General features: G+C 63.3%; 29 protein-coding genes. 16 read left to right on the plus strand and 13 right to left on the minus strand.

What is annotated here, in order from left to right:
* The first annotated feature begins 80 nt into the window (after window positions 1-80).
* The 7 genes from AB4Z38_RS04875 (at window position 81) to AB4Z38_RS04905 (ending at window position 6,886) form a co-directional block, all read left to right on the plus strand.
* Window positions 81-1,382 (plus strand): sugar ABC transporter substrate-binding protein, encoded by a 1,302-nt coding sequence (locus AB4Z38_RS04875; RefSeq protein WP_441428657.1) that lies wholly within the window; start codon window positions 81-83, stop codon window positions 1,380-1,382.
* Between the two features lie 104 nt (window positions 1,383-1,486).
* Window positions 1,487-2,332: a carbohydrate ABC transporter permease gene (locus AB4Z38_RS04880; protein ID WP_441428658.1), complete on the plus strand. Its 846-nt coding sequence runs from the start codon at window positions 1,487-1,489 to the stop codon at window positions 2,330-2,332.
* Window positions 2,329-3,192 (plus strand): carbohydrate ABC transporter permease, encoded by an 864-nt coding sequence (locus tag AB4Z38_RS04885; protein ID WP_441428659.1) that lies wholly within the window; start codon window positions 2,329-2,331, stop codon window positions 3,190-3,192. Before AB4Z38_RS04880 ends, AB4Z38_RS04885 begins: the two co-directional genes overlap by 4 nt.
* A gap of 73 nt (window positions 3,193-3,265) precedes the next feature.
* Window positions 3,266-4,171, plus strand: a complete 906-nt coding sequence (locus AB4Z38_RS04890; protein WP_441428660.1) for a nucleoside hydrolase — start codon at window positions 3,266-3,268, stop codon at window positions 4,169-4,171.
* 18 nt (window positions 4,172-4,189) lie between these two features.
* Complete coding sequence (locus AB4Z38_RS04895; protein ID WP_441428661.1) at window positions 4,190-5,176, plus strand: ribokinase; 987 nt, start codon at window positions 4,190-4,192, stop codon at window positions 5,174-5,176.
* 155 nt (window positions 5,177-5,331) lie between these two features.
* Complete coding sequence (locus AB4Z38_RS04900; protein ID WP_441428662.1) at window positions 5,332-6,120, plus strand: ABC transporter ATP-binding protein; 789 nt, start codon at window positions 5,332-5,334, stop codon at window positions 6,118-6,120.
* The gene (locus AB4Z38_RS04905; protein ID WP_441428663.1) at window positions 6,113-6,886 is read left to right on the plus strand and encodes an ABC transporter permease; all 774 of its coding nucleotides are present in this window, start codon (window positions 6,113-6,115) and stop codon (window positions 6,884-6,886) included. The genes AB4Z38_RS04900 and AB4Z38_RS04905 overlap by 8 nt, the downstream gene beginning before the upstream one ends.
* A gap of 45 nt (window positions 6,887-6,931) precedes the next feature.
* On the opposite strand, the gene AB4Z38_RS04910 is transcribed toward AB4Z38_RS04905, so the two are convergent.
* From AB4Z38_RS04910 to AB4Z38_RS04925, 4 genes are all read right to left on the minus strand, one after another.
* A complete protein-coding gene (locus AB4Z38_RS04910; protein WP_441428664.1) occupies window positions 6,932-7,180 on the minus strand; it encodes a hypothetical protein in 249 nt (82 codons plus the stop codon).
* 102 nt (window positions 7,181-7,282) lie between these two features.
* On the minus strand, window positions 7,283-7,894 hold the full coding sequence (locus AB4Z38_RS04915) for a glyoxalase (protein ID WP_441428665.1): 612 nt from the start codon (window positions 7,892-7,894) through the stop codon (window positions 7,283-7,285).
* Window positions 7,895-7,984: 90 nt separating this feature from the next.
* On the minus strand, window positions 7,985-8,344 hold the full coding sequence (locus tag AB4Z38_RS04920; protein ID WP_441428666.1) for a VOC family protein: 360 nt from the start codon (window positions 8,342-8,344) through the stop codon (window positions 7,985-7,987).
* Window positions 8,345-8,398: 54 nt separating this feature from the next.
* Window positions 8,399-9,172, minus strand: a complete 774-nt coding sequence (locus tag AB4Z38_RS04925) for an SDR family NAD(P)-dependent oxidoreductase (RefSeq protein WP_441428667.1) — start codon at window positions 9,170-9,172, stop codon at window positions 8,399-8,401.
* Between the two features lie 149 nt (window positions 9,173-9,321).
* On the opposite strand from AB4Z38_RS04925, the gene AB4Z38_RS04930 reads away from it, so the two are divergent.
* Entirely contained in the window at window positions 9,322-10,614 is a 1,293-nt protein-coding gene (locus AB4Z38_RS04930; protein ID WP_441428668.1) for a flavin-containing monooxygenase, read from the plus strand.
* A gap of 284 nt (window positions 10,615-10,898) precedes the next feature.
* Here the strand turns inward: AB4Z38_RS04930 and AB4Z38_RS04935 are convergent, their stop codons facing one another.
* Entirely contained in the window at window positions 10,899-11,498 is a 600-nt protein-coding gene (locus tag AB4Z38_RS04935; RefSeq protein ID WP_441428669.1) for a TetR/AcrR family transcriptional regulator, read from the minus strand.
* Between the two features lie 125 nt (window positions 11,499-11,623).
* Between AB4Z38_RS04935 and AB4Z38_RS04940 the strand changes: the two genes are divergently transcribed.
* Together AB4Z38_RS04940 and AB4Z38_RS04945 are read left to right on the plus strand one after the other, a co-directional pair.
* Entirely contained in the window at window positions 11,624-12,358 is a 735-nt protein-coding gene (locus AB4Z38_RS04940) for an SDR family NAD(P)-dependent oxidoreductase (protein ID WP_441428670.1), read from the plus strand.
* 121 nt (window positions 12,359-12,479) lie between these two features.
* Window positions 12,480-13,103 carry an NADPH-dependent F420 reductase gene (locus AB4Z38_RS04945; RefSeq protein WP_441428671.1) on the plus strand — a complete coding sequence of 208 codons (624 nt, stop codon included), beginning with the start codon at window positions 12,480-12,482 and terminating at the stop codon, window positions 13,101-13,103.
* Between the two features lie 275 nt (window positions 13,104-13,378).
* On the opposite strand, the gene AB4Z38_RS04950 is transcribed toward AB4Z38_RS04945, so the two are convergent.
* From AB4Z38_RS04950 to AB4Z38_RS04960, 3 genes are all read right to left on the minus strand, one after another.
* Window positions 13,379-13,930, minus strand: a complete 552-nt coding sequence (locus AB4Z38_RS04950) for a TetR/AcrR family transcriptional regulator (RefSeq protein ID WP_441428672.1) — start codon at window positions 13,928-13,930, stop codon at window positions 13,379-13,381.
* A 225-nt stretch (window positions 13,931-14,155) separates the two neighbouring features.
* Entirely contained in the window at window positions 14,156-15,097 is a 942-nt protein-coding gene (locus tag AB4Z38_RS04955; protein ID WP_441428673.1) for an SDR family oxidoreductase, read from the minus strand.
* Between the two features lie 51 nt (window positions 15,098-15,148).
* The gene (locus AB4Z38_RS04960) at window positions 15,149-15,844 is read right to left on the minus strand and encodes an NADPH-dependent F420 reductase (RefSeq protein WP_441428674.1); all 696 of its coding nucleotides are present in this window, start codon (window positions 15,842-15,844) and stop codon (window positions 15,149-15,151) included.
* A 185-nt stretch (window positions 15,845-16,029) separates the two neighbouring features.
* On the opposite strand from AB4Z38_RS04960, the gene AB4Z38_RS04965 reads away from it, so the two are divergent.
* From AB4Z38_RS04965 to AB4Z38_RS04975, 3 genes are all read left to right on the plus strand, one after another.
* A complete protein-coding gene (locus AB4Z38_RS04965) occupies window positions 16,030-17,166 on the plus strand; it encodes an FAD-dependent oxidoreductase (protein ID WP_441428675.1) in 1,137 nt (378 codons plus the stop codon).
* An 82-nt stretch (window positions 17,167-17,248) separates the two neighbouring features.
* A complete protein-coding gene (locus AB4Z38_RS04970) occupies window positions 17,249-17,539 on the plus strand; it encodes an antibiotic biosynthesis monooxygenase family protein (protein ID WP_441428676.1) in 291 nt (96 codons plus the stop codon).
* A 46-nt stretch (window positions 17,540-17,585) separates the two neighbouring features.
* Window positions 17,586-18,068 carry a MepB family protein gene (locus AB4Z38_RS04975; RefSeq protein ID WP_441428677.1) on the plus strand — a complete coding sequence of 161 codons (483 nt, stop codon included), beginning with the start codon at window positions 17,586-17,588 and terminating at the stop codon, window positions 18,066-18,068.
* A 344-nt stretch (window positions 18,069-18,412) separates the two neighbouring features.
* On the opposite strand, the gene AB4Z38_RS04980 is transcribed toward AB4Z38_RS04975, so the two are convergent.
* Window positions 18,413-18,685, minus strand: a complete 273-nt coding sequence (locus AB4Z38_RS04980) for a DNA gyrase subunit A (RefSeq protein ID WP_441428678.1) — start codon at window positions 18,683-18,685, stop codon at window positions 18,413-18,415.
* A gap of 143 nt (window positions 18,686-18,828) precedes the next feature.
* Between AB4Z38_RS04980 and AB4Z38_RS04985 the strand changes: the two genes are divergently transcribed.
* A complete protein-coding gene (locus AB4Z38_RS04985; RefSeq protein ID WP_441428679.1) occupies window positions 18,829-19,281 on the plus strand; it encodes an RNA polymerase sigma factor in 453 nt (150 codons plus the stop codon).
* A gap of 92 nt (window positions 19,282-19,373) precedes the next feature.
* Window positions 19,374-20,216, plus strand: a complete 843-nt coding sequence (locus tag AB4Z38_RS04990) for a LysM peptidoglycan-binding domain-containing protein (protein ID WP_441428680.1) — start codon at window positions 19,374-19,376, stop codon at window positions 20,214-20,216.
* A 44-nt stretch (window positions 20,217-20,260) separates the two neighbouring features.
* Here AB4Z38_RS04990 and AB4Z38_RS04995 read toward each other — a convergent pair whose 3' ends face one another.
* Window positions 20,261-21,013: a GAF and ANTAR domain-containing protein gene (locus AB4Z38_RS04995; protein ID WP_441428681.1), complete on the minus strand. Its 753-nt coding sequence runs from the start codon at window positions 21,011-21,013 to the stop codon at window positions 20,261-20,263.
* Between the two features lie 137 nt (window positions 21,014-21,150).
* Between AB4Z38_RS04995 and AB4Z38_RS05000 the strand changes: the two genes are divergently transcribed.
* The gene (locus tag AB4Z38_RS05000) at window positions 21,151-21,516 is read left to right on the plus strand and encodes a TfoX/Sxy family protein (protein WP_441428682.1); all 366 of its coding nucleotides are present in this window, start codon (window positions 21,151-21,153) and stop codon (window positions 21,514-21,516) included.
* 33 nt (window positions 21,517-21,549) lie between these two features.
* Here the strand turns inward: AB4Z38_RS05000 and AB4Z38_RS05005 are convergent, their stop codons facing one another.
* The 3 genes from AB4Z38_RS05005 to AB4Z38_RS05015 form a co-directional block, all read right to left on the minus strand.
* A complete protein-coding gene (locus tag AB4Z38_RS05005) occupies window positions 21,550-21,738 on the minus strand; it encodes a YegP family protein (protein ID WP_441428683.1) in 189 nt (62 codons plus the stop codon).
* Window positions 21,739-22,026: 288 nt separating this feature from the next.
* Window positions 22,027-23,271: a multidrug effflux MFS transporter gene (locus AB4Z38_RS05010; RefSeq protein WP_441428684.1), complete on the minus strand. Its 1,245-nt coding sequence runs from the start codon at window positions 23,269-23,271 to the stop codon at window positions 22,027-22,029.
* The gene (locus tag AB4Z38_RS05015; protein ID WP_441428685.1) at window positions 23,268-24,284 is read right to left on the minus strand and encodes a zinc-dependent alcohol dehydrogenase family protein; all 1,017 of its coding nucleotides are present in this window, start codon (window positions 24,282-24,284) and stop codon (window positions 23,268-23,270) included. The genes AB4Z38_RS05010 and AB4Z38_RS05015 overlap by 4 nt, the downstream gene beginning before the upstream one ends.
* Window positions 24,285-24,399: the final 115 nt, after the last annotated feature.

A 24,399-nucleotide genomic window follows, 5' to 3' on the forward strand; every position in this document is an offset into this window, starting at 1 on the left:
TTGTCAACCCATTCGGTTGCGAGTAGTCTAACCGGTTAGATGCTTCGTGGCATCGCCTCCTCACATCAGAAAGGCTTCCTGTGAAGCGCAAACTTCTCGCGGCGACGTCGCTGCTTGCGGCCGGAACTCTTTTCCTTGCGGGCTGTTCGACGGGCCCCGCGAATTCCGCGGCCGCGATCGGCGGCGAAGGCTCCGGAACCGGGACCGTCAACCTGCTTGGTCCCGAAGATCCCGCGACCTTCGCCCCCGTTATCGCGGCATTCAAGGCAAAGAACCCGGACATTACCGTCAAGTACTCCCAAGTTCCCTTTGACCAGCTCAACCCCACGCTGCAGCAACGCCTCGGCGCTAAAGACGACACGATCGACGTTTACACCGTGGACCAGCCGCGTTTGTCGCAGCTCGCCGCCCAGGGTTACCTCGAAGACCTCAGCAGCCTGAAAGGCCAGACCAAAGCCGCCGTCCCTGACGCGCAATACAGTGTGAACCTGTACCAGGACAAGCTGTGGGCCTTGCCCGTGTGGAATTCAACGCAGATGCTGTTCTACAACAAGAAGGCCCTCGACGCGGCCGGGGTCAAGTACCCCTCCATTGACCCGGCACAGCGCATGACCTGGGAGCAGATCGTCAAGGACGGCAAAGCCGCGCAGGCCGCGGGAACCCAGTACGGGCTCCTGCTTGAACAGGTCGAGTCTTACTACCAGTTGCAGCCGCTGGCCGAATCCCTCGGTGGGGGCTCAGGCATCAGCGGCGACAAGATGCTCACGACCGACATCACGAACCCGGGCTGGGAGAAGGCCATGCAGTGGTACTCGGACACGTTCTCCTCAGGACTCTCCCCTCGCGGCGTTGGCGGATTCCAGACCAGCCCTGTCTTCACTTCGGGTAAGGTGGCCTATTTCGTCGGAGGTCCCTGGGACATCGGCAACTTCGCCAAGTCCAACATTGACTGGGGTGTAGCCCCGATGCCGTACTTCGCCGGCGGAAGCCAAGTCACCCCCACTGGTTCCTGGTCCTGGGGCATCAACCCTGCGTCGAAAAACAAGGCAGCGGCCAAGAAGTTCCTCGAGTTCGCTTCCCTTGACCCGGCCGGTAACCTCTCCACCACTGACGCGACCACCATCATCCCGTCAAGCACGGCTGCAACGGCCCAGTACCTCCCCAAGCTTGAGGCTCTCGGTGGAGACAAAACCAAGGGACTGGCCAGCCTGATCGCCCACGAGAATACCGTGACGGCAAAACCCCGCCCGGTGAGCGTTGGCTACATCCAGTTCGAAGAACTCATGGGCAAGGCCTTCGCGGACATCCGCAACGGATCCCCCGTGAGTGACCGGCTCAAGCAGGCCGCTCAACAGATCACTGATGCTTGGAAGCAGCTGTAGCAATGTCCTCTTCACAAACAACTACTCATCGACCTGCAATGGACGGGCGGCCCGCGTCAGCGCGGCGGCCCGCCCGCCGCAGGCGGCCGGCACCTCTGGCGGCCGTGGCAATTGCCTTCCTGGCACCGGCATTGATCAGCCTCATCGTGTTGCGGATCGCACCAGCTGCCGTCGCCTTGTGGGAGAGCCTCTTCCGGGCAAGCTTCCTCAAGGGCGGTACGGTTTTCGTCGGCGTTGAAAATTATGCTGATCTCTTCGGCAACACGGACTTCAACAACGCCCTGATCGTCACGCTCGTCTTCTCTCTCATTGTCAATCCGCTCCAGATCGGTTCCTCCTTCCTCCTCGCGGTGCTCTATACCAGGAAGGCCGCGGGCGCGAAGATCTGGCGTTCCCTTGTGGTCTTGCCGATCGCCGTGCCTCCCGCGGTCTCGGCAGTCGTGTGGAGTGTCATCTACCGGCCCGACGGATTGGGCAACTCGTTCCTCACCCTCCTGGGCCTGCCCGCCCAGCCGTTCCTGACCTCGCCCCAGCAATCACTGGCCTCCATCATGGTGCTGCTGAGCTGGATCGGCGTCGGCTACTGGATGCTCTTCCTAATCGCCGGCATCAACGACGTCCCGACCGAGCTCTACGAGGCCGCTTCCATCGACGGCGCCTCGGCGTGGCGCAAGCTGTGGTCAGTGACCCTGCCCCTGGTCCGCCGCCCGCTCGCCTTCGTCCTTGTCGCCGACACCGTCTCCAACTTCCTGATCTTTGCCCCCGTCCAGATCCTCACCAAAGGCGGACCGTCAGGATCCAGCAACCTGCTCATGTACGACATTTACACCCGGGCCTACACGCTCGGGGACCTCAGCAAAGCCCAAGCAGAAGTGATTGTTCTCGTGCTCCTCACACTCGTCATCGTCGCCGTGCAGTTCCGGCTACTCCGCAGCTCTGATGCCGCATGAGTGCCGCAACAGCCCCCGCCGGTACTTCCAGACAGCGCCGGCTCGCCTACCTCGGATTGAGCGTCTTGGGAGCATGCATCGGCATCCTCTTCCTGCTCCCGCTCTGGTGGGCATTCGTGAACTCCCTGCGCCCCGGCGGCGATACATTCCGTTATCTGAATCCCTTGCAGTGGGAGACGTTCTTCACCGCAACACCCACGCTGGACAACTACGCCACCCTGCTGCACAGCGATCTCGGTCTCGCCACGTTGAATTCGATCATCGTCAGCGGAATCACCGTGGTTGTGGGGCTGGCGATATGCGCCATGGCGGCATTTGCCCTCGCGGCCATTCCCTTCCGTGGAAGCGGCATTGTGTTCGTTGTCGTCGTGGTGAGTTTCCTTATCCCGTTCGATGCGATCGCCATCCCCCTGGCAAATCTGTTCCGTAACTGGAACCTCCAGAACACCTACGCGGGGTTGATCCTTCCCGGTCTCGGGAACGGGATGGCCATCTTCCTGCTGCGGACGTTTTTCCTGGCCATCCCCAAGGATCTGGTCGAAGCCGGGCGGTTGGACGGTCTGGGGTGGTGGGGTATCTTCCGGCGCATCTACCTGCCGTTGTCGGTACCGTCTCTCATCGGCGCGGGCCTGACGCTTTTCCTGTTCCAATGGCAGTCATATGTCTGGCCGCTCCTGAACGGCACCGATGCCCAGCACATCCTGGGACCAATCGCTTTGTCGAACATGCAGGGGCAGTTCAACGTCGACTACGGGGTGATGTTTGCCGGCTCCATGGTCCTGACCATGATCCCGCTGGCCATCATCATCGCGTTCCAGCGCTACTTCATCCAGTCGGTGTCCACCACCGGCCTCAAATAGCTCGTCGCTCCGCCTGTGCCGCACCGGCCAGGCACCGGCACAGGCATGCCCAATACCATCCTAAGGAAAACCCATGGGTGCACAGCACCGCATCATTCTTGACACGGACATCGGATCCGATGTCGACGACGCCCTCGCACTCTCCCTTATACTCGGCTCCCCGGAAGCCGAGCTCCTCGGAGTAACCACCGTCTACGGGGACACGCTCCTCCGGGCACGGCTCGCCAAACGATTCGGAAAACTTGCGGGACGAGAGCTCGCTGTCCATCAAGGAATCGGGAGCCCCAGATCAGGCCGCGAAGTCTGGTGGCCGGGCCACGAAGGCTCCCTACACGACGTCTTGGAGTCCGAAAACATCCAGGCCGAAGGCGCCGTCGAGTTTCTCGTACGACAGGTCTCCGAACATCCCGGTGAAATCGACGTAATTGCCATTGGACCGCTGACAAACATCGCAGCAGCACTCCAAGCAGACCCGGGCTTCGAACGGACCGTGCGGCGCCTGTGGATCATGGGCGGAGCCTTCAGCGCCAGCGAACCCGAACACAACTTCCGAAGCGACGATCAGGCAGCATCCGTCGTCTTCGCGTCGAAACTCGATATCGTCGTCACCGGCCTCGAAGTCACCCGCAAAGTTGAAATGCGCCGCGAGCAACTGGAACTCATCGCCGCGGCAGGCCCCCTTGGAGCGGCACTGGACGCAGACATCCGCCAATGGTGGGCCTACTGGAACGAGGAATGGAACGTTCCCCACGACCCGATCACCGTCCTGACCCTTCTCCGGCCCGAACTGTTCGACCTCTCCCCCCGCGGTACCGTCACCATCGCCCTCGGAGGAGAAACCGCCGGGCTGAGCACCTTTATCCCGGATGCCGGCGGCAACGTCCGCCGCGTAGAAACCATCGATGCGGAAGCCGTGGCAACCGAAATCACGTCAAGAATCGTGAAAGCCAGCACCCTCGAGCTCCACCAAATCGACTAACCAAGAACCAGGTACACCATGACAACACCAATCATTCTCGATGTGGACACAGGCATCGACGCACTCGGGTCCATCATCGTCGTCGGATCAATGAATGCAGACCTGACCGTCCGCACAAGCAGGCTCCCCCTGGCGGGCGAAACCGTTATCGGCCAGGGTCTGAGCCGCCGGGCAGGGGGCAAAGGATCCAACCAGGCAGTAGCCGCCGCACTCCTCGGCGCGGAGGTCCACTTGATCGCATCCGTAGGGGAAGACGAAGACGGCGCATACCTGAGGCAGGCCGCAGCACAGTCTGGAGTTGCCACGGACATGATCGGCACCGAATCAGGATGCGGCACCGGAACCGCATTGATTACGGTGGATGATTCCGCGGAGAACTTCATCGTCGTTTCGCCCGGAGCCAATGCCCGTCTTCGGCCTGACTTCGTAGAGCAATCTCTTCTGGCCCTCAAGAAGGCAGCGGTCCTTTGCCTAAGCCTTGAAGTTCCCTTGGCAACAATCCACACAGCTGCGCGGGCGGCCACTTCCCTAGGCGCTATAACGATCCTCAATCTCTCGCCGTACACAGCAGCCGCAGAGACCCTGCTGCCGCTGATCGATGTCCTGGTTCTGAACGAGCTGGAAGCCATCGCCGCTCTCAACTTGCCCGAGATCCCGCGGGAGCGCCCATGGCAAGTGGTCGGTGCCTTGCTCGGAGAAACAGGGACGAAAAACGCCGTAGTCACGCTCGGAGCCGATGGCGCCGTCGTCATGGAAAACCTTCAGACCTGGCCCATCACGCCCGTTCACATTGAGCCCACAAAAATCAGCCCTGTGGATACCACCGGGTGCGGCGATGCCTTTGCCGGCGCCCTTGCCGTTGGGCTCGCCAAAGGCGAAGGGCTGATAGCCGCTGCGTCGTTCGCGGGGAAGGTCGCCGCATATGCGGCAACCGGCCACGGTGCACAGAACTCCTACCCCAGCCACACCCGTCTTCACGAATGGATGTCCAGGATTCCGTTCTAACCCGTCGTTTGGCCGCCCAACGGCTAAGAAGCCTTGAGTTTCCGCGTTCGGACGCTGCCGGCTCTCACGAAAACATCAGGTTCCCGGATATAGACTCGCTACAACGGTGCCCTGCGACGTGGCGGGCTTGGCCACCCTGAGAGGGATGCGGCTCGATGAGTGAAGTGAATGTGCCGGCACAACCGCCGGTTTTGGACGTCAGCGCCTTGCGCGTCGCGTATGGCGCGCGGACCGTCGTCGACGGCGTCAGTTTTCAGATTCATCGCGGCGAGATCTTCGGCTTGCTGGGGCCGAACGGTGCAGGGAAGACGAGCACACTCAGTGCCATCGAAGGGTTGGTTACGCCGAAATCCGGGCGGCTGCTGGTGGACGGAATCGATGTTCAGCAGGAACCGCTCGATGCGAAAGCGCGCCTCGGGGTGCAACTGCAGTCCTCCAGTTTCCAGGCCGAGCTGACCATTCAGCAGATCGCCAGGCTCTACGGCGGCCTTTACGGAGTGAAACTCTCACGGGAGCAGATCGGTACGAGCATGCGGGCCATCGGGCTCGAACAAGAACTGGGCAAAAGGTTCAAACAGTTGTCGGGTGGGCAACAGCAGCGGCTCGCACTGTTCATTGCCACGATTCATAACCCCCTCCTGCTCTTACTGGACGAGCCGACCGCAGGGCTGGACCCGCAGTCGCGCCGCGGGCTATGGCGTCGCATCGAGGAACTCCGTGGCGAAGGCAACAGCATTCTTCTGACCACGCACTCGATGGAGGAGGCTCAGGCCGTGTGCGACCGGGTCGCGATCATCGACCATGGCATACTGCTCACCATCGGCAAGCCGTCGGAGTTGATCGACAAACACAGGGACGATCCGCGGGTGCTTTCGGTCTCCCACGGGGCACCGACCTTGGAAGACGTGTTCATCGGACTGACAGGAAGTGAGATCCGTGACTAACACCAGCGTCGCCACTGTCCGCCCACCGCGCGGCCTCGCCATGGGCTCTTTACTTCGCGCGGACTCCATTGTGATGCTCAACAGTAAGACTTCACTTGTCTTGAGCGCCCTGCTGCCGGTCGTCATCCTTGTGGTCACAAGCTTTGGCAAAGCACAATCGCGGCTCGGCGGGTCAAACCTCCTCATCGGCTTGGCGTTGACCCTTGGACTACTCACCTCGTGCCTGCTCGGATTCACCTTGGCCCTGGCCCACGACCGGGAGATCGGTGTGCTGCAAAGGCTTCGTGTCACCCCGGCGCCCAACTGGATGATCATGACCAGCCGCCTTGTCGTCCAAATAGCCACGAACCTGCTCGCGTCCGTCATTGTCGTCATCGTCGGCTCTATCGTTCACGGGCTGACGCTCAACATCGGCCAGTACCTCTTGGTCCTCACCATTGCGGTCCTCGGAGCAGCCATGTTCCTGGCCATCGGGCAAGCCCTGGTCGGCTTGGTTCAGTCCACCAACGCCGTCAGTGCGATCGGCCGGTTGCTCATGATCTTCCTGCTGCTCCTCGGCCTCCTCGGCGGCAGCGGCATCCTTGGGGATTCGATGCAAACCATCGCGGACTGGTCCCCCGTCGGAGCCCTCCTGGCACTCTTCTCGGATGCCTTGAACCAGTCTGTCTGGAGCGGTCAGGACACCTATTCGCTCTTGGCCTGCGTGGGATACGTCGTGGTGTTCGCCTTCATCGGAATCCGCTGGTTCCGATGGAACTCGCGGTAGGGCCAACATAATGCCAGGGAATGCCGAACAGTCCCTGGCATTAACTTAGGAAATCGAAGGTCGCTTCCTATGCTTCACGCTGGTTGCGATCCAAGCCACCGGGCCCATGAGCGGAATGAACAGGACCAACAAGAGCCAGAGGACCAGTTCCCGCTGAGTCAGACTCCTGGCCCTGCGCGCGAGCACAGTCAAGGCCCAGACAAAGACGACAACTGCGGCCAAAGCCAGCACCGTCGCTATGACTTCATACGCGGTTGGAGCGAGAACGTCGTGACCAGTTGAGATAAAAAGCACGGCTTCTCCTTCGCGGTCTAGGTGTTGACAAAGGTATCACTCACCAATCCCCAAGGGCCTTGGACTACTTTCCGTGGGAGGCGCCGCGATGTCGCGCCCTCCTCACGCAGATGCGGGCTCCCACGCGAACCCGTCCGGGTCGGTGAACGGGCCGGCTTCGCTGCTGATCGCGAGCCGGTGCGATCCGGCGCCCTCGGGAGGGACGCCGGCGTCTTTGGCGAGGGCGCGGCGCGCGTAGAGGCCGAGCTGGACCGGACTCGACGGCATGGCGAACTCGACATACTTACCGAAGCTCTTCCCAACGGAGAGGCCCCGGTCGGCGTAGAACCGCTTGCTCGCGGAAACGTCCGCGACCGCCATCAGGAGCACGATCTTGTCGACCTCCCGGGTGGCCGGACCGCTGTCCTTCTTCGCCGACGTCGCGACCTTCCAGATCGCGCCATCCGGAGCCTGCACGACGCCGCCGTAGCCCCACAGTGACTTTGCCACCGGCTTCAGTGTCGTGGCGCCGGCTTCCACAGCGGAGTCGATCAGGCTGCTAACGGTGGACGGCTGCGACACTACGAGCGACAGCGTGAACCCGCGGAAGCCGTCAGTAGGAGCATCGGAGGCCCGCACGCGCACACGCGGGCCCAATCCGAAGGCTGCGTCATAGAAAGCGGTTGCGGCCGCGGGGTCAGGAACTTCGAGGGTGACTGATTCGATGGCGGTCATGACAGGTCCTTTAGTGAGTGGGTTGCTTCGTGATTTCGACTTTATGCCGAGGCCCCACTGACCGCTTCTCCGATCCTGACCGATCTGTAATCAGTCCAGGCAGAGGCACAAAGGATGACCGGCCGGATCAAGGAACACACGGAACGTCGTTCCCGGCTGGTTTTCGTGCTTGGTCGCGCCGAGCTCGAGCACAGCTGCCTCAGCCGTGTCGAGGTCATCGACCACGACGTCGAGGTGCATCTGCTGCGCAACCTCCTGGCCGGGCCATTGTGGCGCCCTGTAGGAGTCGACTTTCTGGAAGGCCAGCGAATCACCGTACTCGGCGCGGACGGACCACCAGTCGTCGTCGTTCCGCTCGATTTTCCACTCAAGAAGGGCGCTGTAAAACTCAGCCAGGGTCTTGGGGTCGGGACAATCGAGTACGACGACGGGGAAGCGTGCGATAGCCATGGCCAACACTCTAGGACCGTTTCAGGAGGATCGCATTAGGTTCGTTCGCCGGAATTAGCGGTAGCGCGTGGCGAGCTCGGGGCTCTGCGCTCGGAAAGCAGCGAGGTCTGCTTGGAAGACTGCGTCGAGGAGCCCGCCGTTCTCGACGCCCGGGGCGCAGACGGTTTCGCCCAGTTCCAGGCCGCGCAAACTTGCCGTGACGACGTCGGCGGCGCTCATCCGCGGCATCATGCTCAAGTCCATGCCTTGGCGCTCATGGAACTCGGTGGCCACCACGCCCGGGCACACGACTTGCACCGTGATTCCGGTGCCCTCCAGCTCCGCGCTGAGAGTCTGGGACATCGCGACGAGATACGCCAGGCCGCCGCCGTAAACTGCGCGGCGGGGCATCTGGGCGTGCGGGGCGGGGCCGCCGAAGGCGATCATGCCGGCCACGTTGATGATGGTGCCTTCGCCGCGTTCCTGCATGCCCGCAATCGCTGCACGGCTGAGCATGGTGGGGGCGAGGACCTTGACGTTGACGAGTTCCGTGGCCTTGTCGGCGGGAAGCTCGGCGAGGGGCATGTAGTGCGCGACGCCGGCGTTGTTCACGAGCATAGTCACCGACTCGGTAGCGCAGATCCCGGCGACCGAGTCGATACCCGCCGTCGTAGAGAGGTCGGCGACGACGGTGCGGACCGTGGTTTTAGGATGCGAAGCGGCGAACTGCTCCAAGCGGTCCTCCCGTCGGCCCACGATCACCAGATCGAAACCGTCAGCGGCCAGGCGTTCGGCGAATGCCCAGCCGATTCCGGAGCTGGCGCCCGTGATAAGTGCTAGCTTGCTCACTGTTGTTCCTCCCGTTGGCGGCCATGGAGACAGTTCCACGCAACCACGGGGCTGACGGTGCTGTCCACTGTACTTCCGACTTTGGCCATCTCCTCCCGCACCCGAATCTCCGGGCGTAAAGTTCTGCCAAGGGACCGGAAGGATCGCTCATGGAGACTGACCCGCCCAGAGCAGTACAACAGAACAGAGCTGCACAACAGAACCGCCCCCTCGATATCGACACGCTTGTCGTCGGTGGAGGCCAAGCGGGACTGGCCACGAGCTACTTCCTCAGCCGAGCCGGCGTCGAGCACTTGGTCCTTGAACGGCGAGCCGCGCTGGGTGGCGCGTGGCAGGATCGCTGGGATGCGTTCGTGCTGAACACGCCGAACTTCTCGCTGGACTTGCCGGGAATGCCGTACACGGGGCCGGAGCCGGAGGCGTTCATGGCGCGTGACGACGCCGTGGACTATTTCCGCGACTACGCGCGGAGGATCGATGCCCCGGTCCGGACCGGCACGGACGTCACGCGGATCTCGACGTCGGATGGCAGCTTCAGCGTCGAAACGCCCGACGGCGGCTGGCGGGCACGCAACGTGGTGTTGGCGACCGGCGCGTATCAAATACCGAAGATCCCGGCCCTGGCCGCCGGACTCCCCGGGAACGTCCTGCAGCTCCACACGCACGACTATCGCAATCCGGAGCAGCTTCCCGACGGCGCCGTGCTGATTGTCGGGACCGGGCAGTCGGGCGGGCAGATCGCGGAAGACCTCCTCGCGGCCGGGCGTGAGGTGCATCTGGCGGTGTCGGCCTGTCCGGAGGCGCCGCGCCGGTATCGCGGGCACGACATCATTTATTGGATCCTCCAAGCCGGAATACACGGTCCCGAGTGCGGGGTCAACGCCCTGACGGTCGGGCAGCTGCCCTCCCCCGCGGCACGGTTCGCTTGCAACCCCCTGCTTTCCGGCACCGACGGCGGCCACGACATCCACCTCCGCGAACTCGGCCGTAAGGGCATCCGGCTGCACGGGCATCTGGAAGCAGCCGACGACGGCGAACTCACCTTCACGGACGACCTCCCCGAACGCCTCGCAACAGTCGAGGCCGGATTCGGCCAACGCATGGGGCGGGCGCTCGACGCCTACATCGCCGCCGCAGGGATCGATGCACCTGAACACCAGCCGGCGCCGGCGGACGACTGGCTTCCTCCTTCGTCGCCTGCTCTGCTGAACCTGGCCGCCGAGAACATCACCGCGGTGCTCTGGGCCACCGGTTACAAACTGGACCTCGGCTTCGTGGACATTCCCGTCCTGGACGCGTGGAGCTATCCGAGACAGGTCCGCGGGGTCACTGAGCATCCGGGACTGTATGTGGTCGGGCTCCCGTGGTTGACGGGGCACTACTCGTCGATCGTCGGCGGGGTGGGCGTGGATGCGGAGTATGTTGCTGCGAGCATCAAGTAATGAGGAAATGATCGCAGTAATCCCCCGGTCACCGTGCATTTGATCGTGCGGGACTTGCCCACATGGCCGTGATCAGAAGTTCCGCGAGCCAGACCGGCAGTGTGATTCGCAGCGATAAATGGCGGCCTTTTGCAGCCCTACATGTCACCCCAATGCACACGTAAGCCGATCCTTGGGTTCTTGCGGTGGTCGCAACACTTAGCGAGTGAAGAGTGTCGTGTGGAGTTGTCGTCGGCGTATCGGCCTGGGTTGGCGCAGCGGTTCCGGGCGGCGTTGCAGGCTGGTCAGTTCCTAAGCGAAGCCGCGGCCGGTGCCGATGCTGCGGGGATGGCGTTGTCGACGAGGACGGCGGCGATGGCGGCGGCGGTGGCGAAGGTGTCGGTGTTGAGGACCCGGCTGCGGGCCGAGGCGCCGTCCAGCAGAAGCGCCAGTTGCTCGCCGAGCTGTTCGGGGTCGTTGGCGCCGGCATCGCGGGCGGCATCAGTGAGCCGCGCCGCAAACGCCGTCTTGTAGTCACTGGCGAGTTCGCGTGCCGGGTGGCCAGGGTCGGGGATCTCGACGGCCGCCGCGATGAACGGGCACAAGGGCGCGTGGATGTCGAAGATGGCGAGGAGTCGTTCGCGGGGTGTGAGGTCGGTGCTGTCGAAGACCTCGGGCAGGATGTCGGGATCGAATCGGCGTAGGTACTCGGCGATCAACTCGTCCTTGCCCGCGAAGTGCTGGTAGAGCGTCCGCTTGGACACCTGAGCCACCGCGCAGAGCTGGTCCACACCGGTGCAGTTGATGCCTTGGTCACGGAACAGTTGTTGTGAGGCGCTAAGGATGCGCTCTCGTGCGCCCCTGCCGCTGCGCAGGCCTCGCGGCCCCTTCTCAAACTCTGTCACACACCCAGCTTAGCCCAATGGGTACCGATCGGTGTGCATAGCTTGACGCCCCGCACACCCGCCCGATACGTTAAGTACGCAGATCGGTGTACTTAACATCGGCACGGCATATGAATGGAGTAATCATGGGAAAGCTCGATGGCAAGGTTGCGGTGATCACAGGTGCGACTAGTGGGATGGCGCTGGCCGGTGCGAAGTTGTTCGTTGATGAAGGAGCTCACGTCTTCATTTCGGGCCGGCGGAAGGACGCGCTGGACGAAGCCATCGAGCTGATCGGCCGGAACGTGACCGGCGTGCAGGGCGATTCGGCCGACCTCGATGATCTGGACCGCTTGTTCGAGACGGTCAAGCAGGAAAAGGGCACGATCGACGTGCTGTGGGCAAGTGCTGGGACGGGCGAGCAGGGCAGGCTCGGCGAGATCACAGAGGAGCAGTTCGATGCCGCCTTCTCGCTGAACGCGCGCGGCACGCTGTTCACGGTCCAGAAGGCGCTGCCGCTGTTCAACGACGGAGGCTCGATCTTCATGACCGGGTCAAACGCGTCGCTCCGGGGCTACCCCGATTGGAGTGTGTACGCAGCGAGCAAGGCCGTGCTGCCCGCCTACGCACGGGTGTGGGTTTCCGAGCTGAGGGACAGGAAGATCCGGGTGAACGTGCTGACCCCCGGCCAGGTCGCCACGCCGATGATGCTGGAAGTGATGGACGAGCAGATGAAGGCGCAGTTCGAATCCGTGATCCCGCGGCGAGAGATGGGCAACCCTGAAGAGATCGCGTCGGTCGCGTTGTTCCTCGCCTCGGATGACTCGAGCTACGTCAATGGCATGGAGCTGGTTGTCGACGGCGGCACCACAGTGATCTGAACCACGCGCCAGGAGTGCCGCGGGCACACCCCACAAGAACGCCGTCGCCACAACGAACTGATCTCGAACGCGCACGAATGAGACAGGGCGACACCTCGAGAACAAGAAAAGAGCACACCTCATGAGCAGCATCACCCTTATCGGTACGGGGAACATGGCCCGTACCATCGGCACGCTCGCGGTGGCAGGCGGCAATACCGTCGAGGTCATGGGACGCGATCAGTCCAAGGCCGATGGCCTGGCCAAGGCTCTGGGCGGCGGTGCGACGACAGGCAAGTGGGGCGCCACCCCCGCCGGGGACATTGTCATCACGGCCCTGTTGTACGCCGGAGTCGTTCCGGTCGTCGCCGAGTACGGAGACGCCCTCGCGGGCAAGGTCATCGTGGACATCAGCAACCCCTTCAACGCCGCGTTCGACGGACTGGCCCACAGCGAGGAGACCTCGATAGCGCAGGAAGTCGCCAAGGTGGCCCCGGCCAGCGCCAGCGTGGTGAAGGCCTTCAACACCATCTTCCGTAATGTCCTGGAGAAGGGCCGGCCCGACGTCTTCATCGCGGGCGACAATGCGCACGCCAAGGCGGATGTGGCGGTATTCATCGGGAGCCTCGGGCTGCGCCCGCTGGACGTCGGCGGCCTGAAAATGGCGCACTGGCTGGAAGGAATGGGTGTGGTCACGGTAGGCCTCGCCGGCAACGGGGTCGGCCACTGGGACTTCGCCCTCGGCGCCAACGAATTCACCGGCTGAGGCCCGGGCCCCTCGGGGCCGAGCAGCCCGCGGACAGTGCGCCGTGCGCGGCTGATATAGGTCCCTTGATACAGCCGCAGGCGGTCATCGCGGGCTTGCCCGTGCACGGGCGGCTGCGCGGTCGGCCGGTCCACCGTTCTCTCCACCCGGGATGGGCGTGAGCTGGGCCGCCAGCTCACGCCCATCGCAGCCCGGGCATCCATGGCCCGAAGAGATCAGCGAGACCTCACTGAACGGATTCAGCGAGGACAAAGGCCCCATCCATCTGACCCTGGTCAGCGTGGGGACCCAGGGCGTTCCTGAGTGACGACATGGCTTGCTTCGTTGGGCAGGACTGCGCTCGACATCACGCTGAAGAGATGGTCCGCGCGTGGCGCTAGCGAGGGCTGATCGTAGACCCACGCAGCCGCTGCGACTAGCGCGAACAAGTCAGTGCCGTCAATGTCGGCCCGCGCCACGCCCGCGTCCTGAGCGCGGTAGAGAAGCCGGGTGCCCGCATCGTGCAACGCAACGCACGAGACATTGAGTGCGGATTCGGCGTCCTCGAGCGCGGCCACCAGCAGTCCCGAGAGACCCCGGTATTCGTGTGTGATCGCAACGCTGCCGCGGAACCATGTCAGTAGCGCATCCTCCGGGGTGCCTGACAACTCGAGGTCGGCCGCCTGAGCCGTCAGTTCGTCGACGTCTGTACGAAGCAAGGCCTCAATCAGCGCCTCTCGCGTAGGAAAGTGACGGTAGAGGGTGCCGAGCCCGACGTCCGCTTTGCGGGCGACGTCACGCAGTGATGCATCAGCTCCGTGCTCGGTCACGACTTCGCGCGCCACCACGAGCAGGCGATCGTAGTTCTTTCTGGCGTCGGCCCGCATATGTCTCCCTGGCTAGCAAGTCGGGCGGTGCGTTGCATAATCGGTGCACCGATCCACTTAGACTAACCTGCCTACGGCGCAACCGGAAAGAGACCGGCCCCGCGGCTATCGAGTTGCCATGGCCAGCGCCGCGCGGATGGCGTCCTCACCGGCGGGCTGGCCCGACTCGACCGCGTACGGCAGTTGTCATGAGCGCCCCTCGGGGAGGTAGTGGCCGTTGTCCAAGTCGGCGATCAGGCCGGGTTGTGTGGGTTCCCAGCCGAGGTCCTCCCGGGTGATGACGTTGGACAACGGGTAACTCTGCGTGACGATGTTCGCGATGAATCCGAAGTACCCCGGCAGCATCAGTTCGTCCAGGGGAATGCTCACGGCGGGCAAACTCAGGCGGCTGCCGATGGCCTCAGCGATCTCGCGGAAGGGAATTCCTTCGTCTTCGACCGCGTGCCAGTATCGGCCGGCCTCACCTTTTTCCAGCGCCAGTCGGAACAATGGAGCGATATCGCGGATGTGCACGGCGTTCCAGACGTTCGAGCCGTCTCCGGGGTAGCCGGCGAAGCCCCGCTCCTTTGCCAGCGCGATCAACATGGGCAGGAAGCCGGCACGGTCGCTCGTGCCATGCGCGATATTGGCGATCCTCACGACCGAAGACCGCACCCCCTGCTCGGCCAAGCCGATAACGGTGGTTTCGACCACATTGCGCACCCGCAGGGTGCCCCTGTGCTCATCATCGACGAAGAGAGCCGGGTCCTCCTCGGTGGCCGGACGGCCTAGCTGTCCGGGCGAGCCGACGCTCCCCGCCACGACCAGCGGCTTTCCCGTTCCCGCGAGTGCCTCACCGTAGGCGAGCATGACCGGGATTTCCGCCGCAGCCACAGCGTCCATCCCGCCCGTCGGGAGCAAGTCTTGCCGGTGAGCGACGTGGACGACTCCGTCGGAGTCAGCCGCTGCCTCTTTGAGCCCCTCAAGGTCCTGAAGGTCGCCACGGCGGACGGTCGCGCCGAGCGCCGACAGCGCCGCCGCGGAAGCATCCGATCGGGCAAGGCCTGTCACCTCGTGCCCGGCGGAGATGAGTTCGGGGATGATGTGCGAACCGGAATGGCCGGTCCCGCCAGTGACGAGAACGCGCATGCTAATGCTCCTTGCGAGTGATGCGGTGGATAAAAAGGGGCGCGGTTGCGCTCAGTTGAGAGTGTTGATGCCGAGGGCGATGTTGAAGCCCGCGCCGTTCTGGGCCAGGCCCATCAGCAGCGGTCCCACCCCTTCCAGCCAGCGGGCCATCTCGAGGCCGCCGGCATCGAGCGGACGGAGTCCGAGGGACGAGACGAATGCCGACACAGTGGCCTTGGCTTCCGCGTCGTCTCCGGCGAAGAGCACGTCCCACGAGCCGTCCTGAGCCAGGACGTGACCAAAAACGGTGTTGAACGCCTTCACGACGTGCGCGTCCTCGGGGACGACCTTGGCGATCTCCTGCGCCCCCGAAGTACCCTCGGGAGTGACTACTCCGGTCGCGTCGGCGTTGAACGTATTTGAGATGTCGATGAGGACCTTGCCGGCTAGTGCAGTCCCGTACTGGGCAGCGACCTGAACGGCGCTGGTGTATGGCACCGCGAGGACGACGATGTCGCCCGTAGGGACAGCGCCGAACGTCCCGACCGTGGTCCCGCCGCCGAGAGTGGCTGCCAGGCTCTTGGCCTTGGCCGCGTCACGCCCGATGAGCTCAACAGTGTTGCCGCCCTTGACCGCGCGAGCGGCTATTGCGTTGGTCATGCCGCCGAGGCCGATGAAACTGATGCTGCTCATAGGTGTGTACTCGCTTTCGCTGATCTGGACCCAGCTTTCTGCAATCAACCGCGAAGCGGCGATCGGGCGACGCATGTGCGCTCATCCCAGGACAGGAAGCCGAACTGCCCTAATCGGAGCAGTAGTCCGAATATACGGTGCAGTGCTCCGTTAAGCAAGGGAGAGAAGTAGGAGCGCCATTTTCAAGCCGGACAGGTATCGAATTTTGAAATCCCCAGCGATGCGGACTTACCTCTGGTGTTGAGTGCTTGAATGGGGGCATGGTGGATCGAAGCGTACTGGTCTCCGGCGCCGGCATTGCCGGCTCGACCGCCGCGTACTGGCTGGCGAAGGCCGGTTGGTCGGTCACGATTGTGGAACGAGCGGCCGACACACGATCCAGTGGCAACCCTATCGACGTACGCGGAGGAGCAGTCGCTATTGCCCGGCAAATGGGCATCTGGCCGCGCCTGGAGGAGGCTGCCACCGGTGTCGAACGCCTCGTCTTCGTCGATGCCGACGGGCGGCCGCAGGCCACCATCCGCACCCGCCAACGCGCCGACCGCCACGAGGAGGTCGAGGTCGCACGCACTGACCTCGTCGGCCTGTTGCTCGAGAAGGCCCAGGAGACAAGCCTCATCATCCGGGACGACTCGATCACCGCCTTGCACCAGGACGGCGGCGGAATCGACGTCGAGTTTCAGCGGACCCCTTCCCGTCGCTTCGACCTGGTCGTCGGGTCCGACGGACTCCACTCCACCGTTCGGCGCTTGGCATTCGGCCCCGAAGAGCGCTTTTCCCGCCCATTCGGCATGTTCGTGGGCACCGTGCGCGCCCCTGCACCGATCCACGATCCGCGCACCGTGCTGTTGTACAACGAACCGGGAACCTCCTTGACCATCCATCCGGCGGGTGGGAAGCCCGGGTTCGCATTCATCTTCCGGGGGCAGCACGATTTCGACTACCGCGACGCGGACCAAGGCAGACGCCTCGTCGAGTCCACCTACGCCGACGGCGGATGGCTCACCCCGCTCGCGCTCGAGGAATGGGGCGCGTCCGACGAAAGGTACTTCGACGCCGTCACCCGCGTGGACGTACCGCAGTGGGCTGCCGGCCGCGTGGTCCTGCTCGGTGACGCGGCGAGTTGCATCTCGCTGTTCGGTGAAGGATCCAGCAGCGCGATCGTTGGAGCCAAGACCCTCGCCGACTCGATTGCTGCCCACCCGGACGACCACACCACCGCTTTCGCCGGCTATGAACACAGGCACCGCAAACACGTGCGGCCGCTACAACGGGGCGCCGGCATCGCATCGCGCCTCCTCGTACCCAAGACCCGATCGGGCATCACGATCCGCAATGCCGTATTGAACGCGCTCCCCTTTCGGAACAAGCGACAAACCCCAGATTCGCGGCGATAAGTGGCGAACTTTTCGCAGCGCTAAATGTCACCGAGTGACCGTTAGCCGATCCTCAACCGGACGACCGTGAGAAGCTGAGGGAATGATTCTGGAGCACGCGATCCTCCCCGTCCGTCCCGGCAGCGAGTCCGATTTCGAAGAGGCATTCCGGATGGCGCGACCTCTGATCAGCCAGCAGCAGGGCTTCCGGAGTCTTTCGATTTCACGCTCAATCGAGTCCCCAAACCTGTACCTTCTACTCGTTGAGTGGGACTCGGTCGAAGCCCATACCGACGGCTTCCGTGGGTCCGCCGACTATGAGCGGTGGAAGGAACTGCTGCACCATTTCTACGACCCGTTCCCGGTCGTTGAGCACTTCACAACGGTGCGGTAGCCACCTTGGTTGCGAGACCGGCCTCGCGGAATTGAGCGAAAACAGTTTGAGAGCGAATTTCCACGCGTTCAAGCGTTTCTTCAATCTTGCGCCTGCTCTTGCCGATGCACAGCCGGTCATAGAGGTTGAAGAACAGAACAGCGACTACGAATCTGGGATCGCCCGCATCGGGAAGGAGCAGTGGCGAATCCGCACCGCCAGGATCACACCGACGAAACCGGGCGCCTTCGTCGCGGTCTGGAAGCGCGGCGAAGGCGGATCGACCCGGCCCTTCACAGCTGACGAGTCGATGTCTGGACTGCTCGTCTTCGTAGAGGAACAGGAACGGTTCGGCGTCTTCCAATTCACCAAGGCACACCTGATCTCGCTCGGATACGTCAGTTCCGACCTTCATCCCGGCAAGCGCGGTTTCCGCGTCTACCCCGAATGGTGCACCGACCTGAATCCCCAAGCGTCCCGCACTCAGCGCGCGCAGGGGCCTGCGTTCGTCGAGCTTCCTCCGAGTAACTCGTCCCCGGACCCTAACTAAGGTTCCAGTCATCTGAGGACGGCCTGCAACTGGACAGTATCGCCCCTAACGTGCACGGAGGGCGGCCCTGCCGATGTCCGCCGTCGAGGGGCATTCATAGTGTTTACGACCACAGACGTACAGGTACAGGCATTGCAGTGCCTCGGGTTTGGCCGTGCCAGCGAGAATTCCGGGCTGATGTACCACACGGTCACAGCAGCCCAGCAGGCCTAGCTCGGCGAGGCAGATCTAGGGGTCGGCCAAGCGTCAGGGCTGCCCTGGCCCGTGGCCCAACGGTGATAGGACTTGGCAGCGTCGCTCAAGCCGGGGAGCGAGGCCAGGACGATCAACCGCACGCGAGCAGTTCAGCGCCCATCGGGCAACCTTGATCTGAGTTCTTCGGCATAGGAAGCGATGGCCTGGCGCTGGTCGCGGGTGAATCTTCTGGCCTGCAGGTCGAGGACTGCACGGCTGCCCAGCTCTCCCACGCCCAACAGCTGACCCACCCGACGGATTGCTTCGTCCACGTCCTCTGAATCCTCAATCATCTGGAAGACCTCTTCCCGCCGATCAATCGCATTCACCAGGGCCTCGTGGAGCATCAATTGTTGCCTCAGCTGCCGCTCATCCTCATCCATGCCGCGATTCTTGCACGAATGGTTGTGTCAACTGACCGGCAATCGCTGGCCCCCACTTCGTGACTCGCCGGGCACCTTCTGAATGGCCCAGATTCTTTCAAGATTCTCGTTACAGTTTGTTGGCTGCCGGACATTAACTGGGCATGAGCTTGCAAACTATGGGGGAACGGGTGGATCTGGAGAGGGAAAAACGGTTCGTTGCCGCCCACACGGGGTCCCACGACCGCATCTACCGCTATTTTCGGCGCAGGACGGACGGCGCCGCCACCGCTGAGGATCTGTGCGCGGAGGTTTTCAGGATTGCCTGGGAGAAGTCCGGACAGGACGCTGAGCTCCCAGTGCTCGTCATTTTCGGAATAGCCAAGAACGTGCTCCGAAACCATGACAGATCCGTGTCCCGGTCCTCCGGGCTCATCGGAGCCTTGCAGATGGAGCGCATCCCCGGAGCACCCGAAGAAGGGTCTGCTGTCCGGGATGCCATCGACCACTTGGCCCCGAAGGAAGCGCGCCGGCCAAACGTCATTGGAAGCGTTTCGCAGCTGCCGGGCTTGCGGCAGCTGCGGTCGCGGCCGGCGTACTCGTCACCTCGAGTTTAGTAACTGATCCGGTCAACACGGCTGCCGTTCCGATCGTCACCGCTATGGCGACACCGTCCGACGCCGGGAAGTCTTCCCTGACGGGGCCTACGGTGACCGATTCGTTTGGCAACGTGGATTACTACACCACCGTCTCCAGTGACACGTCTGCCGGAGTGGCCGCAGCCTTCCGTATCTCCGAGGAGAAACTCGCTGAATTCAATGGGCTTCAGCCCGGGAGCGCATTAGCACCGAATACGAAGCTTCGGCTGATCCCGGCTCCGGGCCCGATCAAGGGCGCGAAGGGGACGGCCACCGTCGACGATAACGGTATCCCCACGAGTTACGTCATCGAACCCGAGGACACTCTTGGCGGCATAACCTACCGGTTCGGAATCACGGAGGAGCAGTTGGCGGAAGCGAACAAGGTTCCATACGCGTACGAGAAGGGCAACACCTATTTTGTCCGCGCCGGGAACCGTATCCAACTGCAGAAAAATCCCGTCGACGGCAGATCCGGTACGGGAACAACCATCAACAATTCATTCGGCCAGACCATCTTCTACACCACCGTGGATGGCGACTCCTTCGACAGCCTCGGCTACAAATTCCGATCCACCACGGCCCAACTGCTGCAATACAACCCGTCCCTCACCGCTGACAAGCCCATCCCCGCGGGCACCAGGGTGAGGCTCATGCCCGGGGAACTCAAGATCGACGGAGCGCAGGGCACCTTCACCGCCGACGCCGACGGGATCCCGCTCACGTACACAACCGCCCCCGGGGACACCGAGCGCCAGATCTCGTTCCGTTTCAACGTGACGGACCTGAGATGGGCCAACCGCCCGCTTACCGGCACCGAAGCGGTCTGGTACGCCTTCACCGACCTACCCACCGGGGAGCTCGCCCCCGGCCAGACAATCAGCCTCGCCCTGAACAAACCTATCCACAAGTAGGCGTCCTACCGGGTCCAAACTGCCGCGTCGCTCCGCGCCTGTTCCTACCCCTCGAAATGGGTTTCGATCCCGCTCCCCGAAACCTGTTCGATCAGTTCGGTGGCTATGTCCCGTAGTTTGCGGTTGCGGTGGCTGGAGACCCTGGTGAGGATTTCCATCGCTTCTGCCTGCGAGCATCGGTTTTGTGCCATGATCACACCGCAGGCAACGTCGATGGCAGTCCTGCTTTGCATGGCTGACTCCAGGTCCTCTGCCCGGTGATGGGCGGAGTCGATGCGCACGGACAGGTGGAGTATGTTGCGGGCGGCGGCGGCAAAGCCCACGGCCTTGTCGAAGACATCCGGGGTGAACGCGCCGGGCTTGGATGCGAAGAAGTTCAGTGCGGCGCTGGCGTCCTCGCTGATTTCCATGGGAATACCCAAGGAGCTATGAATGCCGATCTCTGCGAATTTCTTGGTGAGCGCCGGCCAGCGCAGATCTGTCGAACCATCGTCGATGATCACCGGAGACATCTCCCGGAGTGCCGCGATGCAGGGGCCATCACCGATAGCCTGCTCGAACCGGTCAATCTCCACGGCGCGTGAGCTGCTGCCCGCAGCAGTAAGGGGCCGGCGCCTGACTTTGACGGTGACTGCGCATTCGATCTCGTCGCCGGAAGCCTCAGAAATCGAGGCCGCAGCGAGCCTAGAGAGCCCCGTAAGGAATTCAGATGCATTCCCTGCGCCCACCAGAACAGACTGAAGCTCCAAAATGCCTTGAAGCTGGTCTGCAGGCTCGTTTTCGGGTGAACTCGACATTGGCCCATCCTACTGTCCTCGTTTGACCTGTTCCCGTTTCATAGGGAGAACGGTGCCCGGACGCTGGCAGCCCGCATCCCGCCGTCGTATGCTTCAGGCAGTCCTGGGCTTTCGATCCCCTACCCCGGAGCAGGCACATGCAGATACCCAAACCGTCCGACGCCGACAAGGACCGCTTCCGCGCGGTGGTGCCGGAGAACCCCGATGTCGTCGTCAAGCCGATGTTCGGCAACCTGGGTGCCTTCGTGAACGGCAATATGTTCGCCGGACTGTTCGGCCCGATGATCGGCGTCAGGCTTTCCGACGGCGACCGCGCGGAACTGGAGGCCGGTCACCAAACGCTTCCCTTCGGCCCGGAGGGTCGCGCGATGGGTGGCTACGTCGGCCTCCCCGAAGCCTGGAGCGACAACGAAGAACAAACGGCGGAATGGATCGAGAAGGCGTTCGCCTACGTTGCAACTCTTCCACCGAAAGCCGCGAAACCGCGTGCGGCGAAGAAGTAGCTGCCGCCACCGGCAGTCACAAAGCGGGGCAGCTCAGAACCGGGAAGTGTGGTCTTCAATCAGTCCGCTTGCCGCGATCTCACGGAAGGCGTAAATCCCCCGGGCTGCAGCGTCCGTGTCCCGGAAAGGGATGGAGACGGCAAGCTCTTTCCCGAGCTCGTCGACCAGCCTCACCCTGCAGCTGCCTCCGTTGTCAGTGAACACTTCAAAGTGTCCCGCCATCAGAGAAGTTCTCCCCGACGCCGACCGGGAGCAAACAGTTGTTGAACCACGCTATGCCTGGGAAGGTAGCCCCGCCAAGCCTCACTGGGGGTGTCCCGCGTCCAGGATGCGCCCCGCCGCGCAGCGCTGACATCGGGATGGCCCGCCCCTTGACCATGGAGACGGGAGTGACCGGGTTGAATAGGTGCCATGACTGACCTCCTCGTGCTAAATCGAGAAAGCCAGCTGCTTGACCAGTACCAGCATAAGTGACCCACGTCATATCAACCAATTTCGGCTTGCTTCGGATCATATCGGGGCTGATGAACGCCGAGCGTCCGTGCCGGACTGGGCCACGATGAGGAGGCCGAAGAGGGACAGCAGGGCCCCGACGATCATGATGGCTGCCATCGGGACGGCTGTGTCAGTGCCGCCCAACCCTGCGATCGGCGCGATGATGCCGGCCGTGGTCCACTGCACCAGGCCAAGGACAGCAGAACTCGTGCCCGGGTGCGCCGGTACTTCAGCGGAGGCAAGGGCACCGCCATTGGTATTGATCAGCCCTTGGGCCACCATGAGCGCGAAGAAACTGCCCATGGCCACGAACAAAGGAGTGCCCCACCAAAGGGCACCGGCCAGCATGACGACGCCGGCGGCCAGCGCGATGGTCTGCCCAGCGAGGATGACTCGTCGGGTGGGCACCCGGCCTGCCAATCTCGCCGAGACGAGGGCGGCGATAGTCATCCCTCCGGCGTTCGCGGCAAAGACGATGGAGTACGCCACAGGCGACAATCCGTTCATGTTCTGCAGGATGAACGCGGACGTGGCGACGTAGGCGAACAACGCGATGAATGCCGAAGACGCCACCATGACGTATCCAACGAACCGTCGGTTCGCCAGGACAGTCCGCGCCGCGTGCCCGAATTCACGCAGTCCGCCCGCGTGACGTTTCCCGGGCGGAAGGGATTCCGGCACGACGAACAGCGCACAAAGGGTCATCAGGATACCAAGGGACGCCAGTGTCCAGAAGGTCATCCGCCACCCGGTCAATTGCAGGATCACCGCGCCCAGCAAGGGGCTGATGATGGGGGCTACGCCGCCGATACCCATCACGATGTTGAGCACTCGGACGAGCTGCGGGCCGTGGGCGAGGTCCACGATGACGGCGCGGCCAATCACCATGGCCCATCCCCCGCCAAAGCCCTGCAGGAACCGGGCAACCATCATGAATCCGATGCTCGGGGCCAGGGCGCAGCCAACCGTCGCGATGGTCATGAGTATCGTGCCTGCCACAAGCGGCATGCGTCGGCCGCGTTGGTCGCTGAACGGACCCCCGACCAGTTGCCCGAGTCCCATCCCGGCAAAGAACGTCGTCAGGGTCAGCTGCACCGATGACGCCGAGGTGCCGAATTCTTCTGACACGCGTGGGAACGCCGGGACGTACATGTCGGTGGCGAGGGGCGCCACGGCAGTCAGGAAGATGACCGTGGAGACGAGTGCTGCCGGGACAGTCCCTGCCGTGGCAGCCCGTGTGGTGGTCGGTGACGTGCTCACGGGCGGAGCAGCACTTTGATGGCTCGGCGTTCGTCCATGGCCTTGTAGCCTTCGGCGGCCTCCTCGAGGGGCAGTTCGAGGTCGAAGACCTTGCCGGGGTCGATCTCGCCGCGGAGGATGAGGTCGATCAGTTCCGGCAGGTAGTCCCGGACGGGGGCCGGGCCGCCGTGCAGGTGGACGTGCGAGAAGAACAGCTCCAGGCCGGGAAGCTCGACGTCGTGGGAGACGCCGACGTAGCCTACGTGACCCCCGGCGCGGGTGGCACGGATGGCCTGCATCATCGATTCCTGGGTCCCTACGGCTTCGATGACAGAGTGCGCACCGAGGCCGTTGGTGAGTTCCTTGATCTTGGCCACGCCTTTGTCGCCGCGCTCCTCGACGATATCTGTCGCGCCGAACTCCCGGGCGAGGGCCTGCCGGGAGGCGTGGCGGGACATGGCAATGATCCGCTCGGCGCCCATCTGCTTCGCCGCCAGGATCGCGAGAAGGCCCACGGCGCCGTCACCGACGACGGCGACCGTCTTACCCGGTCCTGCTTCCGCGGCCTTGGCACCGAACCACCCGGTGCCCAGGACGTCGGACGCGGCCAGCAGCGAGGGGACCTTGTCGGCGTCGGGCATTTCCGGCGTAGCAACCAAGGTGCCGTCGGCGAGGGGCACGCGCATATACTCGGCCTGGGCGCCGCCGACACCCTCGCGGTGGATGCAACCGGTCTGGTAGCCGGAGCGGCAGATCTCGCACGTGTTGTCGGAGGCGAAGAAGGACCCGACCACGAACTGGCCGATCTGGACGTTCCGCACGTCGGCGCCGATCTCCTCGACGATGCCCACGTACTCGTGTCCCATCGGCCTGGGTGCCTCGATGCTGTCGGCTCCGCGGTAGGGCCACAGGTCCGAGCCGCATACGCAGGCCGCGACCAGTTTGATGATTGCGTCGCTTGGCTGCTGAATGGCCGGCTTGGGCCGCTCCTCGACGCGGACGTCTCCGGGGGCGTGCATGATTGTTGCGCGCATACGCTGGTGCTCCATTTCATCGAATGCCTGACTTCGATTTCCATGAAACCCGCAATGCGCAGGCCTAGCGAGGGCCCTGTCGAAACGGGTTATGACAGAACCTCCCAACCGTTCC

It is taken from the genome of Arthrobacter sp. 2RAF6, from assembly GCF_052115205.1.
GTDB lineage: Bacteria > Actinomycetota > Actinomycetes > Actinomycetales > Micrococcaceae > Arthrobacter.